Origin of the sequence: Streptococcus sp. CCH8-C6 (assembly GCF_001557225.1) — a bacterium.
GTDB classification, from domain to species: domain Bacteria; phylum Bacillota; class Bacilli; order Lactobacillales; family Streptococcaceae; genus Streptococcus; species Streptococcus sanguinis_C.
This window is the reverse complement of record NZ_LSJN01000018.1, coordinates 165,299-179,303: the sequence shown is the minus strand read 5'-3', so window position 1 is coordinate 179,303 and position 14,005 is coordinate 165,299. Positions and strand designations below refer to the sequence as shown.

The following is a 14,005-nucleotide window of genomic DNA, read 5'->3' as shown; positions in this document are numbered from 1 at the left end:
TCAACTCAAAGATTCACATGAGCTAAGTTCAGATAATTTGTACAATCTCCTTTTAATTTTAGAATCAGGCTATTCTTGTTTTTTTAATCATGCGTTTTTCTCTTCCTTATCCGCCCGATACCAGAGATAAATACTGTAAAGGGTCAGAATGCCCATGCCGCCAAGGTAAAAGAGGGAGTTGACCTGAGAGAAATCAAACTTATCAGCTAGGTTGATGCCGACAAAGGTTTCTATCAGAATGTCTAGCAGGGCATGGAAAATCATACAGGCAAGGACGGATTTCGTCTTCTTATGCAGCGCAGCAAACCAGATGGACTGGACTATAGTTACAATGATAAAGACTAGAAAGGGATTCTGACTTCGATCATAAAAGCGGTCATAAAACCAGAGAGGAATATGCCAAACAGCCCAAGCCAAACCGGTTATCGAGGAGGCGATAAGCATAGAGAACTTCTTTTCCAAATCCGGCTGCAGAAAGCCTCGCCAGCCAGGCTCTTCCATGCCACCAGCCAAGGTCATAAGGTAGATAAAGGATCCAATAAATGAAAGCAGAGCCCCGTCTACCAACTTGCCTCCGGAAGCTAATGCAAAAGTCACAGCCAGACCTCCACTGAAGAGTAGGAGATAGAGCCAAGTCCCTTTCTTGCTTGAGAAGATAAAGGAACAGATGGCTTTGAAGCCTTTTATTTTCAGCACTATTAGGCTTGCTATCACCGGTCCGAACATACTGAGACTCGTTAGGAGGCCTTCCAGAGTCAGATAAAGTACGGGTGGATTTTCCGGCCAGAGATTTTTGAGAATGATCGCTAGCAACATAAATCCCCAAGTCCAGCCGAAGTTCCAGGCTAGGAACGGCCAGACTAGTTTTGGTTGTGGTTCTATTCTTGTTTCATTGGTCATCGGATTTTCTCCTTTAAATGGTTTGATTTTTGTACTCTGATAAGGTCATTGATTTTTTGCTTCATTTAGCTGTGCCCTGTACAGAAGACAGCATTTGCACTTCAGCTCCTGTTGAAAAATCACTAACCTTAGAATTGTGAAAAGAATTAATCAAACGGTTTCCCTCATGAGCTAGCCCATTCCCCAAGAAAAAACAAGAAAATAATCACAATGCCCACCACTGATAGAGGGACCAGTAGAGGATATTAACCACGATTGCCAGCGCAGATAGACTAGTCAAGACAGTCAGGAAAAGGCGGCTCTTACTCAGCCCTTTTCTTGCCTTGGTCAGAAGCGGGAAGACTGCACAGCCAGCTAGAATCAATCCCAGACCTGCAAAGACAATGTAGCGCCAGCTAGCTAAAAAGGTCAGATCGCTGGTAGCAAATGTGTTAAAGAGGAGGAGGAAGTTTATAGCCACACCTACTCCAGCTAAAGAAGTTAGGTAAGTCCAGATACGAAGAGGTTTTGGTGTTTTAGATTGACCTTTTTTGAAGACCAAGCGGAAGAGATCCAGTCCGCCCCGTGCCAAAAAGAGAATGATACTGAAAACAAGTCCGACTGCCGCTGAAATAAGCAGAGCCCAGTCTGTAAAGAACTCGCTATCCTTGACTCTGAAGTTATCGCCATAGGAAGCTGTTACCTTAGTCTCGTCTCCACTACCGCTGACTATAGAAAAATTCTGGGTCAAAAGCGGATTGTCCTTAGATTTCTCGACAAACTGAGTGTAAAGCAAGGTTCTGGAGATAGACATAGGACCACTGGCAAAGGAGCGAGCAGATCGGTAATTGCCAGACTGGAATTTGTCAAAGGTGGCTGAGTCCGTCTTTTTCTTAGGTCCAAAAACCAAGGCTGGCATTTCATAGTTATAAACCAACTCATGATCTTGATTCGTCATAATGGTCATACCTATACCATTTTTCAAGTCCAGCAGAATATAAGATGAATAGCCAGTCGAGTTTCCTCCATGGCCAACAAGCGTCGTGCCGTACTCCCGTGTCCAAAATCCGTGCATATTGAGCGGCATATCCGTTCCTGGATAATTCGATGTTGCTGTGTAGAGAGTTGTCCAAGTCTCAGCATGCTTGAAAAGCTTTTCTTTCTTCAAAAGCGCTTGGGCAAACTTCTGGAAGTCAGCCAAAGTGGAGACGGCATTCCCTGCCGGGTAAAGTCCTAAATGAAAATAGCTAGTTCCCATAGATGTCCCGTCCGCCCGATAAGAGATTTGCTCCATCCGCTTCTGGTAAATCTTTGGGTTTTCCTTAAAGTCGGCTGATAGAGCTGTGTCTTTCATTCCTAGTGGTTGGAAGATATGCTCATGGACATAGGCCGAGAAGTCCTGACCGGAGATTCTCTCAACGATATAGGCTGCCAGACTAGCTGAAAAGTTCGAGTAGGCTGTCATGGTGCCTGGCTCGTAAGACTGTTCTGGCTGATTAACTGCCAGAATCTCCTCGATAGACAAGCCCTTATCTTCCTTATAGGCGTGGGTAGACTCGCCAAAGCCGGCCTGATGGTTCATGAGGTCTGTCATAGTGACGGGCTTTTCGTAGCGCAAAGTCTTCATAAATCCCTCTGGCAGATAGGTGCGAATGTCTTCGTCAAGGTCAATCTTACCCTCTTCCCAGAGCTGCATGACAGAGACCCAGATAGCTAGTTTCCCGACTGAGCCCCATTCAAAGACGCTGTTGTCGTCGGCTTTAATGCCTTTTTCCTTGTTCATATATCCAAAACTGCCTTGGTAAATAGTCCCGTCCTTGTCAAAAATGGTTGTTGCCATACCGGCTGTTGTCTTTTCATGTTCCTTGACAAAGTCTTGGATTTTTTGACCGATTTTGTCACGGTCCGTACCAGACGGCAGCTTCTGTTCTTCAGCTAGCGCAGTGGCTGGGCGAAAAAGCCCCAATGTTAAAATAGTTAGCAGTGTAAAAATAAATATTTTTTTCATGCGATTCTCCTTTGCAGAATTATGCAGACAAAGCCCACCTTCCCGAAGTAAGACAGGCAACTTATCACATCGCCCACCACTGATAGAGGGACCAATAAAGAATGTTAGCTACAATAGCGAGAGCAGATAGACTCGTCATGATTGTCAATAAGAGCCGACCTTTGCCAAGTCCCTTTTTAGCCTTGCTAAAGAGCGGATAGATGGCACATCCTGCTAAGATTAAACCTAGAACTGCAAAGACTATATAAGGCCATATGCTATAAGGGTAACTACGATTACTTGCTAGAAAAGCTGCAACAAGGCCATAGAAATTTAAAACCACTCCTACTGCTGCTAAAGAGGTCAGATAAGTCCAAATCCGAAGTTTCTTAGGTGTTTTAGGCTGGCCTTTTTTGAATACCAATCGGAAAAGATCTAAACCACCCCGTACCAAAAAGAGAATGATACCGAAAACAATTCCGACTACCGCTGCAATAAGCATGGCCCAGTCTGCCAAAATTTCGCTATCCTTGACTCTGAAATAAGTTCCATAAGGAGTTGTCACCTTGGCCTTATCTCCGCTGCCACTGACTACTGAAAAATCCTGACTCAAAAGTGGATTGTCCTCGGATTTCTTGACAAAACGAGTATAAAGGAATAAGCTTCTAGAGATAGACATAGGACCACTGGCAAAGTAGCGAGCAGATCGGTAATTTCCAGACTGGAATTTGTCAAAGGTGGCTGAGTCCGTCTTTTTCTTAGGTCCAAAGACCAAAGCCGGCATCTCATGGTTGTAGACAAATTCGTGTTCTTGATTCGTCATGATAGTCATACCGATGCCATTTTTCAAGTCTAGCAGGATGAAAGAGGAATACCCCAAGGTATTACCGCTATGGCCGACAACAGTCATGCCAAACTCTGTAGCCCAGAAACCGTGCATATTGAGCGGCAGCTCTGTCCCTGGATAGGTCGAGGTCACTGTGTATAGGGTCGCCCAAGTCTCAGCTCGCTGGAAGAGCTTCTCTTTCTTCAAAAGCGCTTGGGCAAACTTCTGAAAGTCAGCCATGGTAGAGGCAGCATTTCCCATTGGATAGAGCGCTGAGTATAAATAGGCAGTCCCCTGCGAAGTCTGACCATCTGCACTATAGGACAAGGCCTCCATTCGCTTCTTATAAATCTTGAGATTATCCTTCAAATCTGAAGACATAGCTGTATCATTCATCTCTAATGGCTGGAAGATATGCTCATGGACATAGGTAGAGAAGTCCTGTCCGGAGATTCGCTCGACGATATAGCTCGCCAAACCGGCAGAGAAGTTTGAGTAGCTGGTCATGGTGCCGGGTTCGTAGGACTGGGTTGGCTGATTATTGGCTAAGCTTTCCTCAATTGTCAATCCTGTCTCTTCCTTAAGGCCCTGAATTGACTCGCTAAATCCCGCCTGATGGTTCATGAGATCAATCATAGTGATTGGCTTGTCATAGCGAAGGTTTTTTAAAAATCCCTCTGGCAGATAGGTGCGGATGTCTTCCTCTAGGTCAATCTTTCCCTCTTCCCAGAGCTGCATGACGGAGACCCAAACCGTCAGCTTGGTAACCGATCCCCATTCTAAAACACTGCTATCATCCGTTTTGACTTTCTTTTCCTTGTTCATATAGCCAAAGTTTCCTTTGTAGATGGTGCCATCCTTATCAAAGACCGTCGTCGCCAAACCAGCTGTTGTTTTTTCATGTTCCTTGACAAAGTCTTGGATTTTCTGACCAATTTGGCTGCGCTCCGTACCAGACGGCAACTTCTGCTCCTCAGCCAAGGCTGTAATTGGTCGGAAGAGTCCTAGAGTTATAATCGTTAGAAGCGTTAGAATAAATGATTTTTTCATGATATTTCCTTTCTATTTAGCTTCAACAATCGCATAGGCGATACTTCTGTATACCATTCGGATAAAAATTCTTAGCATATCTTTCTCCTTTCTTAAGCAATGATTTGCATCATCTAATCAAAAGTCACTGCTTCTACAGCCACCCTTGTCACTTCATCTTTCTTGACATAGTCCTGAATTTTTTGGCTAATCTCAATGGCCGCCGTGTTAGACTTCAAAGATTGCTCCATCGTCTTAGCTTGAGGCGTTTTTACTAGTCCTAAGCTTAGGATTGTCAAAAGCCAGAGAAATAACGTTTTTGGCATGGTTTCTTACTCCTTAGATACAATTTAAAATGACGACCGGAATCTATCACATTCCAGCTCTTCTTATCTTTTACAAATTTTAGGCCTATTTGTATAATCATTTTATATATATAATTTTTATATACAAGACGATTATATATAATTTTCTGGTATATGTCAAATTTTTATATAATTAAAAAATTATATATCAAAATCAGCTTAAAAGCCTTGAAATCAATATTCTTAGAGAGTTTATAAAAATTTGCTCCAAAAATCTTTTAAAAATTTTTATTTATTTGAAAGCGCTTGACGAATTTACTTTCTTCTGTTAGACTTAAAGCAGAACTATTTCGGAGGTACACGGAGACATGAAAAATTAAGTCTATTTTTTAAAGGAAACTTTATTTAGTAGATTTTGTAATGTTTCTGCATATCCGCGGGATGTTCATTTTTTGTGCTTTCTAGCTTCTATTTGCTTATCTTTAGATGAATCCTGTCGCTCCTATGACAGTGTAAGCTGGAAGCCTATAAACGAATAATCCTACTTAGACACTCCTGTGTCTGCTTTGTGCAACTAAAAACAGCTCTGCTAAATAAAGCAGGGCTGTATTTTGTGTTATAAAACGAAGGAGACATCTATGCTTCAAATAAGAAATCTAACCATTACCCACCTAAAAGACCTGAAAGAGTTAGTCAAAGATTTGTCACTGACTGTCAATCAAGGAGACAAGGTCGCTATTATCGGTGAGGAGGGCAATGGCAAGTCCACCCTGCTCAAGCTCCTGCTAGACGAGCGACTGGTCAGTTCCTATGTCAGCTACAGCGGACAGATTGACAAGTCCTATACTGCTGCTGTTTATCTGCCCCAGCAGTTACCTTCAGAGGATGCCCAACTGACGCTCAATGACTATTTCTTTGCTGATTTTGAGACCGAGCTGGACTATGCCAAGCTCTATCGCTATGCTGGAGAGCTCAACTTTGACAGCCAGCGTTTTGCCAGTCAGCAACCACTCGCCAGCCTATCTGGAGGAGAAAAGCTCAAGGTCCAACTCATCAAGAAACTAGCCAGTGATTGGGACATTCTCTTTCTTGATGAGCCCTCTAATGACCTCGATCTCGAAACTCTGACTTGGCTGGAAAACTTTATCAGCCACAGCCAGAGAACGGTCCTTTTCGTCTCTCACGACGAGCACTTGCTCGCTCAAGCTGCGACCAAGATTGTTCATCTGGAGCGAATCAAAAAGAAGCAGGAGGCTAGAACCAGCGTCAAGAGTCTGGACTATGAAAATTACCGCCACAAACGTCAGGAGACCTTTGAAAAACAAGGTCAATTGGCACGGAAAGAGCGAGAAGAACACGCCAAGACCATGGAAAAACACCGACGGGTTAAGCAGAGTGTGGAGCATACTTTACGAAACACCCATGACGCTACTGCAGGTCGACTGGTGGCTAAGAAAATGAAAAACGTCCTCTCACAGGGCAAACGATTCGAAAAGGCAGGTGCTGAAATGACAGAAATTCCGACACAGGAAGATGCCATCAGCCTTCACTTCTCAGACATAGAAGCTCTGCCATTGACCAAAAGAATCCTGAAATTAGAAGGAATGAAACTGGGAACTGACGAACGACAATTGGCGGAGAACCTGACTCTGGAGGTCTTCGGTCAGGAAAAAATCGGACTGATTGGTGCTAATGGTGCAGGAAAATCGACTCTGCTTAAGGAAATATGGAAGATCCTGCGTGAGCGGACAGACATGCGAGTAGGCTACATGCCCCAGCATTATGGTGACTTGCTGGCTGATGAGAGCAGCCCTTTGGATTTTCTGGCTCCCTCTGGCGACAAGTCTCAGGAAGAGAAAATCCTGACACATCTAGCTAGTCTTCAGTTCACGCGCGACGAGGCTCGCCACCCGATTGGGCAGCTTTCCGGCGGTCAAAAAGCCAAGCTCCTCCTGCTCAAACTAGTCCTAGACCGCTCCAATATCCTCCTGCTGGACGAGCCAACCCGCAACTTCTCTCCCACCTCTCAGCCCCAGGTTCGCCAGCTTTTGGCGATCTATCCTGGCGCCATCATAGCTGTCTCCCACGACCGAATCTTTCTCAAAGAAGTCTGCCAAAAGATTTATAAACTGACGGAGACAGGGTTTGAGGAAGTTGAACTATAAGCAAAAAGAGTTGGAAACCCAACTCTTTTAGTTTTGTTTAGCATCAATCTGTGAACTTTAATAAGGCTCCCCTTCTACTCCTGCGCCGTCTGCATTTGGTAATAAACACCTCTGGCTGCCATGAGCTCCTGATGATTACCGTGCTCGACGATATCACCATCTACCATGACGAGGATAATGTCAGCATTTTGAATAGTAGATAGACGATGGGCGATGATAAAGCTAGTTCGCCCCACCATGAGCTTGCTGAAAGCCTCCTGAATCAGGACTTCTGTCCGGGTATCAATGGAGGAAGTCGCCTCATCCAAGATTAGGATTTTAGGAACCGAAAGGAAGACGCGGGCAATGGTCAAGAGCTGCCGCTGACCTTGAGACAGGGAGTCCCCAGCATCCGCTAGATAGGTGTCATAGCCCTGAGGCAGCTGCTGGATAAAGAAATGCGCATTGGCCGCCTTGGCAGCTGCAATAACCTCTTCTCGACTAGCGTCTGGCCGGCCAAAAGCTATGTTATCATGAATGGTCGCCGTCTTGAGCCAAGTCTCTTGCAGTACCATACCAAACTGCTGACGATAAGAGGCTCTGGTGTAATGCGTGATGGGAATACCATCTAAAGAAATAAGACCACTGTCTACATTGTAAAAGCGCATGAGGAGATTGATCAAGGTAGACTTGCCCGCACCAGTTGGCCCGACAATAGCAACCTTACTAGCTGCTGGAATCTTTATATTCAAATCTCGAATCAGCTCTTTGCCAGGCTCATAGCCAAAAGCCACATGCTCAAAGCTAATCTGTCCTTTGACATTTTCAGGATGAAGAATTTCCTGACCGGGCTCAGTTATTTCTTCTTGGTCCAAAACGCTGTAAATTCGCTCCGCACAAGCTAAAGCGCTCTGCAATTCCGACATGACTGACGATATATCATTGAAAGGCTTGGTGTACTGGTTGACATAGTTGAGAAAAGTTACCAGCTGCCCAACCGTAAAGCCCGTTCCCTGAATGATTCGGACAGCCCCAAAGCCTACAATCAAAGCATAGATCAGTGCATTGATAAAGCGAGTCGAAGGATTGACCGTCGAAGAATAGAAGATAGCCGCCTGAGAATAGTCCGCATAGGTTTGATTACTGCGAGTAAAAGCTGTATCAAACTGCTCCTGAGCATTAAAAGCCTGAATCAAACTTTCCTGGGTCAGACTTTCCTCAATCAGCTGGGTCTGCGCTCCTCTCGCCTGTGTCTGACGTTGGAAAAAACTAAAACTCTTTCTGGCAATAAAGCGAGCTAAGAAGAGAGAAAGGGGAGTCAAAAGCAGAACCAAAAGCAGGAGGAAAAGGTCCAATCTGGCCATGCTAATGATAGTCACTAAAATTGTCAGAAAACCCACAAAAAATTGATTAAAAACCATAAGCAGGCCATTGCTAAGCTGCTCCAAGTCCGTCGTCACCCGACTAACCAAGTCGCCAGTTCCCTGCCGGTCCAGATAAGCCAAAGGCAAATAATGAACTTTCTTGATAATACCCTGTCGGAGCTGCTGGCTATAGCGATAAACCAGCTGATTATAGAGCAAGGGATTGAGCCACTGAATCAGCGTATTGGCTAAGATAACCAACAACATCTGGCCCAAAATCGGCATCAAATGTTGGTCCGCTTGAGGAAGAAGAACGCTATCAATCGCATTTCCAATTAAAACTGGAAGAAGAACAGTCAGAACCACTTGAGCCACCGTTCCCAGACTAGCTAGGAGAAAGAGCCAGCGCGCCTGCAGCAAATCTCGAGTCAAACGCCTCAAGCTGCTAGATGATGTCCTGTGCTTCATGCTTGCCCTCCTCTCCTTGACTATGCTGTGAGTGATGGATTTCTCGGTAAATGGCAGAGCTGACTAAGAGTTCCTCATGGCGACCAAGGGCCACCTGCTCTCCCTTATCTAGGACTAAGATTTGATCTGCTGAGCGCAAGCTATTGGTCCGCTGAGAGATCAAGACCAGGCTGGTCTGAGTCAATTCATTCTTAATAGCCTGCAAGAGTCTAGCCTCTGTCAGATAGTCCAGAGCTGAGGTCGCATCATCTAAAATCAAGAAAGGCCCCCTCCGCAAGACAGCTCTGGCAATGGTTAAACGCTGACGCTGACCACCAGAAAAATTCCGACCAAAGGCCTCTACAGTCGCATCCAAGCCACCTTCCTTCTGAGAGACAAAGTCCGCTGCCTGAGCAATCTCTAAGGCCTGCCACAAGTCTGCATCTGTTGGCTTGCTTGACATACCCAAAGTCAGATTGGAACGAACAGTTCCTTGGAAAAGCTCCGCCTTCTGAGGCACCAGACTAATCCAAGACCGCCATTCTCTGAGATTTTTAGGACTGCGTCCTTGAGAAAAGATGGTCAACTGACCAGCAGCCACAGGATAAAGGTGAGCCAGGAGCTGAACCAGAGTAGACTTACCTGAACCTGTCCCACCAATAACCCCCAAAGTCTGACCTCTTTTCAAATCAAAAGTCAGACCAGTCAAGGCTGGACTAGCTGCATTTGGATAAGAAAAACTAACCTGCTGGACTTTAATGGCTTGATTTGGCAGAGCTGTTTCCTGCACTAATTCCTGCAGGACATCTTCTTCTGCTTGCTCGAAGACTTGATTGATGCGGCCTGCACTGATATAGCTTTGATTGAGTGAGTTGACTAACATCGCCAGCTTGAGCAATTCCACCAAAATTTGCAATAAATAATTGACCAAAGCCACTAGCATCCCCTGAGTCAGTAAGCCCTTGCCAATAAAGGTATTCCCCTGCCAAATCACAGCAATCAGAGTACCATTGACCGTAAGAAAGGTCAGAGGACTAATCAGACTAGCCAGAGCTCCCGTCCTGATTTGCCAGGTTTTATAGAGCTCATTGCGATTGCGAAAGGTCTGAACCTCGCGCTGGGTCTGACCGAAAGCTCGTATAACCCGCATGCCCTGCAGTTGCTCACGAGTCAAATTGACTAGTTGGTCTGTCAGTTGACGAATCTTAGCATATAGAGGATTCATCAGACGAGACATGAGGACGATAATAGCCGTTAAAATTGCCACCATGAGCAAGAACCACAAGGTAATGACCGGACTGATAGTAAAGGCCATGATGATTGAGCCAAAAACGATAATGGGCGCCCGCAGAAAGAGACGAAGAAACTGATTGATGCCCGTCTGAATCTGATAGCTGTCACTCGTCAGTCGAGTCACCAAGCTAGAAGTCGTCAGCTCATCCCGACTAGCCTTAGGCAAACGCAGGATTTTTTGATAGAGGTCGCTTGTCATCTGGCGAGTAAAGCCCACTGCAGCCTTTGACGAATAATACTGGGCTACCACTGCTACCACCACGCCCAGCGCAGCCAAGCCCATCAAAAGAAAAACCATCCAGTAGAGATGGGAGCTGTCGTGTCTAGGAATGGTCTCGTCCACAATCCCCGCAATCAAAACCGGAACCAAGAGTTCAAAACTGGCTTCCAAGAGCTTGAACAAGGGCCCTAACAAAGACTCCCTGATGTATCCCTTGAAATATTTCAATAAATCTTTCATACCGCCTACTTCTCCATTAAACTGTATTTATTTTACCATAATTTTCAAAGGGTAAAAAATATTCTCCTTCTGACCAGCAGAAAGAGAACATTAATCTTAGACTTCTTGTAAGTTCTGGCTTATTTTCTTTAGACCCATATACAAAAATGGTGTCGCTACTAATAAAAATATGCCCAGAGCTATAAAAGTCCAATCGAAGCCGAAGTAATCAATCAACCAGCCTGTCACAGGGAAAATGACAATCATGCTCAGGCTGAACATCATAGAATAAACACTGAGCATGGTCGCCCGTACTTCACTTGGCAGCTGCTTTTGTAAATCATTGTCAAAAATCGGCTGAAAGAGTGCATACAAGGCGTTGCTGATTAGATAAATCAAAATATAGATGATTGGCGTTCCAAAATAAGACAGCAGGTAGCTTACTCCAGTTAAAAGAACTACTGAAGGAAAGAGTTTTAAGGCAGAATACTTCTTTCCAATCACACTCGCCAGATAGACCGCCAAGATATTCAAAGCACTGCCAATTAGCATGACTACCGAAATCTGCCAATCTTTTAAGTCCGGCAATTGATTTTGATAGTAAAAATAAAACATACACATCAGCGTTCCGATGATTTGGGACAGAATCATCCAGATAAAAAGGCTGGGATTTCTCTGCAACTCCTCTTTGACATCCCAGATAATCTTTTTCATAGTCAGGCGTTCTGCTTTCTCTGCTTTGACACTTGGCTCCTTCAACATCCAGGTCAAGAAAAGAACGATAATAGAGGTGCCAATCATGATATAGTAGGTCAGATGCAATTGTCCATGGACAAAAAATCCAGCCCAGACCGTTCCCAAAGACCGGGTCGCTTCAGCCACCCCCGACATAAAACTGGAGATGGATAAGTAACGTTCCTTGAGTCCGGCCTCCACAGATGAATCATAAACCATGGCTGCGCTTGTCCCCGAATCAAAATTATAGGACCAAGCACTAATCACCATAGCCAATGCATAAACCCAAAAGTTCCCCTGTCCCGCCAACATGAGAACAGAAGACACAATCCCAGCTATCCGGCTCAGATACAGATTGGTCTTGTAGGAAAAGCGATCCGCCAACATCCCAGAAGGAATTTCACAAATGACGCTGGTAGCATGAAAAATACTTTCCAAAAGCCCAATCTGCCAAAGGGACATGCCGTTTTGACTTAGAAATAAAATCCAAAAACTAGTAATGCCTAGAAAGGCAAAAAATTCTACTCCGGCCATAAGACCGATATTTTTTCGATAACTTCTTTTAAACATCTTTTCTCCTTTAACAAGTGTTTTCTAATTTCTATCCTTTATCACTTGTTAATCCGCTGTTTACATGATCTCCACCTCTTCTTTCTCTAAAATTCTATATTTGGATTATTTCATAGTTCATTGCTGAAAAAACGCCCCATGGGCGTTTTCATTGATTTACGGTTTAATACGATGCAACATACGTGGGAATGGAATGGCTTCACGGATATGCTTGGTCCCTGCCACAAAGGTTACCATACGCTCGATACCGATACCGAAGCCACCATGTGGAACTGTTCCATACTTACGAAGATCAAGGTAAAATTCATATTCTGTCGTATCCATACCAAGGTCATTCATCTTAGCAACAAGGGCATCGTAGTCTTCCTCACGCATAGAGCCTCCGATGATTTCACCGTAGCCTTCTGGAGCAAGCAAGTCTGCACAGAGGACACGGTCAGGATTTCCAGGAACTGGCTTCATGTAGAAAGCCTTGATAGCTGCTGGGTAGTTCACGACAAAGGTTGGTACACCAAAATGGTTTGAAATCCATGTTTCATGCGGTGAACCAAAGTCATCTCCATGTTCCAGATGTTCGTAGTCTGCATCTTCATCATTTTCATGCGCTTGCAAGAGGTCAATCGCTTCATCATAGCTAACACGCTTGAAAGGCTCTGCAATATAGCGTTTCAAGAGTTCTACATCACGTTCCAAGGTTTCCAAAGCTTGAGGAGCACGGTCAAGAACACCTTGGATCAAAGCCTTAACATAAGCTTCTTGCAAGTCAAGTGACTCATCATGTGTCAAGTATGAGTACTCTGCATCCATCATCCAAAACTCAGTCAAATGACGACGGGTTTTTGATTTTTCAGCACGGAATACAGGACCAAAGTCAAAGACACGACCAAGAGCCATGGCACCTGCTTCCAGATAAAGCTGACCTGACTGACTCAAGTATGCTGGAGTTCCGAAGTAGTCTGTTTCAAAGAGTTCAGTTGAGTCTTCTGCTGCATTTCCTGACAAGATTGGGCTGTCAAACTTCATAAAGCCATTCTTATCAAAGAATTCATAGGTAGCATAGATGATGGCATTGCGGATTTGCATCATTGCAACTTGCTTACGAGAACGTAGCCACAAGTGACGGTTATCCATGAGGAAATCCGTTCCATGTTCTTTAGGCGTGATTGGATAGTCATTTGACTCACCGATGATTTCGATATCTGTAATGTCTAGCTCGTAGCCAAATTTTGAGCGCTCATCTTCCTTGACAATCCCTCTCACATAGATAGAAGTTTCTTGGCTAAGCTTTTTAATCGTATCAAACTTCGCCAATCCTTCTTCTTCGCCAAATTTCTCGATGAAGTTAGGCTTGAAGGCCACCCCTTGGAAGAAGGCTGTTCCGTCACGCAGCTGCAAGAAAGCAATCTTACCCTTACCTGACTTATTGGCAACCCAAGCACCGATGGTCACTTCTTGACCAACATAATTTTTCACATCAATAATTGTTACGATTTTCTTTGACACGTTTTTTTCTCTTTTCTATTTTTTATTCTTTATGACAGACTGCCTCGACATTATTACCATCTGGATCCAAGACAAAGGCTGCATAATAAGGCTGGTGATATTGGGGACGAATACCCGGGGCGCCATTATCTTTGCCACCCGCCGCAAGGCCAGCTTGATAAAAAGCATCCACCTGCTCCCTAGTCTCTGCACGAAAGGCAAAATGAGATGCATCTGATTGCCCCTGACTTAACCAAAAATCTCCAGCTGGAGCCGTCCGAGGTTCTGCAAAACTGACTGCCTGAGGAATTTCAAAGGCAATCTTGTAGCCCAATGGCTCCAAAGCTTGCTGATAAAAGAGCTTGCTGGCTTCCAAATCCTTGACTGTAATCCCAAAATGATCAATCATATCTGCCTCCTAGATTGGTTGCTAAATGTCACTTTATTTCAAGACAAATCTTTTGGACATCTGTTCTATATTTTACCATAAAGCGATTGCAATAGC

The 14,005-nt window shown here is 44.5% G+C and carries 10 protein-coding genes; 1 reads left to right on the top strand and 9 read right to left on the bottom strand.

The window, feature by feature from the left end:
- Positions 1–87: 87 nt before the first annotated feature.
- The 4 genes from AX677_RS01770 to AX677_RS01755 all read right to left on the bottom strand — a co-directional run bounded on the left by AX677_RS01770 (position 88) and on the right by AX677_RS01755 (position 5,047).
- Complete coding sequence (locus AX677_RS01770) at positions 88–900, bottom strand: CPBP family intramembrane glutamic endopeptidase (protein WP_060975957.1); 813 nt, start codon at positions 898–900, stop codon at positions 88–90.
- A 205-nt stretch (positions 901–1,105) separates the two neighbouring features.
- Positions 1,106–2,887, bottom strand: a complete 1,782-nt coding sequence (locus AX677_RS01765; RefSeq protein WP_060975956.1) for a serine hydrolase — start codon at positions 2,885–2,887, stop codon at positions 1,106–1,108.
- A gap of 64 nt (positions 2,888–2,951) precedes the next feature.
- Positions 2,952–4,742 carry a serine hydrolase gene (locus AX677_RS01760; protein WP_060975955.1) on the bottom strand — a complete coding sequence of 597 codons (1,791 nt, stop codon included), beginning with the start codon at positions 4,740–4,742 and terminating at the stop codon, positions 2,952–2,954.
- Between the two features lie 113 nt (positions 4,743–4,855).
- Positions 4,856–5,047 (bottom strand): hypothetical protein, encoded by a 192-nt coding sequence (locus AX677_RS01755; protein ID WP_060975954.1) that lies wholly within the window; start codon positions 5,045–5,047, stop codon positions 4,856–4,858.
- Between the two features lie 617 nt (positions 5,048–5,664).
- Here AX677_RS01755 and AX677_RS01750 point away from each other — a divergent pair.
- A complete protein-coding gene (locus AX677_RS01750; protein ID WP_060975953.1) occupies positions 5,665–7,191 on the top strand; it encodes an ATP-binding cassette domain-containing protein in 1,527 nt (508 codons plus the stop codon).
- Between the two features lie 74 nt (positions 7,192–7,265).
- On the opposite strand, the gene AX677_RS01745 is transcribed toward AX677_RS01750, so the two are convergent.
- The 5 genes from AX677_RS01745 to AX677_RS01725 all read right to left on the bottom strand — a co-directional run bounded on the left by AX677_RS01745 (position 7,266) and on the right by AX677_RS01725 (position 13,909).
- A complete protein-coding gene (locus AX677_RS01745) occupies positions 7,266–9,002 on the bottom strand; it encodes an ABC transporter ATP-binding protein (protein WP_060975952.1) in 1,737 nt (578 codons plus the stop codon).
- Complete coding sequence (locus AX677_RS01740) at positions 8,980–10,734, bottom strand: ABC transporter ATP-binding protein (protein ID WP_060975951.1); 1,755 nt, start codon at positions 10,732–10,734, stop codon at positions 8,980–8,982. Before AX677_RS01740 ends, AX677_RS01745 begins: the two co-directional genes overlap by 23 nt.
- Before the next feature lie 96 nt (positions 10,735–10,830).
- Entirely contained in the window at positions 10,831–12,018 is a 1,188-nt protein-coding gene (locus tag AX677_RS01735; protein ID WP_060975950.1) for an MFS transporter, read from the bottom strand.
- A 156-nt stretch (positions 12,019–12,174) separates the two neighbouring features.
- A complete protein-coding gene (asnS, locus tag AX677_RS01730; protein WP_060975949.1) occupies positions 12,175–13,521 on the bottom strand; it encodes an asparagine--tRNA ligase in 1,347 nt (448 codons plus the stop codon).
- Positions 13,522–13,543: 22 nt separating this feature from the next.
- Positions 13,544–13,909, bottom strand: a complete 366-nt coding sequence (locus tag AX677_RS01725; protein ID WP_060975948.1) for a VOC family protein — start codon at positions 13,907–13,909, stop codon at positions 13,544–13,546.
- Between the last annotated feature and the right edge of the window lie 96 nt (positions 13,910–14,005).

Bases quoted from the DNA above. Each gene is read 5' to 3' on its own strand.
- AX677_RS01770 (WP_060975957.1), bottom strand. From the start codon at position 900: ATGACCAATGAAACAAGAATAGAACCACAACCAAAACTAGTCTGGCCG.
- AX677_RS01765 (WP_060975956.1), bottom strand. From the start codon at position 2,887: ATGAAAAAAATATTTATTTTTACACTGCTAACTATTTTAACATTGGGG.
- AX677_RS01760 (WP_060975955.1), bottom strand. From the start codon at position 4,742: ATGAAAAAATCATTTATTCTAACGCTTCTAACGATTATAACTCTAGGA.
- AX677_RS01755 (WP_060975954.1), bottom strand. From the start codon at position 5,047: ATGCCAAAAACGTTATTTCTCTGGCTTTTGACAATCCTAAGCTTAGGA.
- AX677_RS01750 (WP_060975953.1), top strand. From the start codon at position 5,665: ATGCTTCAAATAAGAAATCTAACCATTACCCACCTAAAAGACCTGAAA.
- AX677_RS01745 (WP_060975952.1), bottom strand. From the start codon at position 9,002: ATGAAGCACAGGACATCATCTAGCAGCTTGAGGCGTTTGACTCGAGAT.
- AX677_RS01740 (WP_060975951.1), bottom strand. From the start codon at position 10,734: ATGAAAGATTTATTGAAATATTTCAAGGGATACATCAGGGAGTCTTTG.
- AX677_RS01735 (WP_060975950.1), bottom strand. From the start codon at position 12,018: ATGTTTAAAAGAAGTTATCGAAAAAATATCGGTCTTATGGCCGGAGTA.
- AX677_RS01725 (WP_060975948.1), bottom strand. From the start codon at position 13,909: ATGATTGATCATTTTGGGATTACAGTCAAGGATTTGGAAGCCAGCAAG.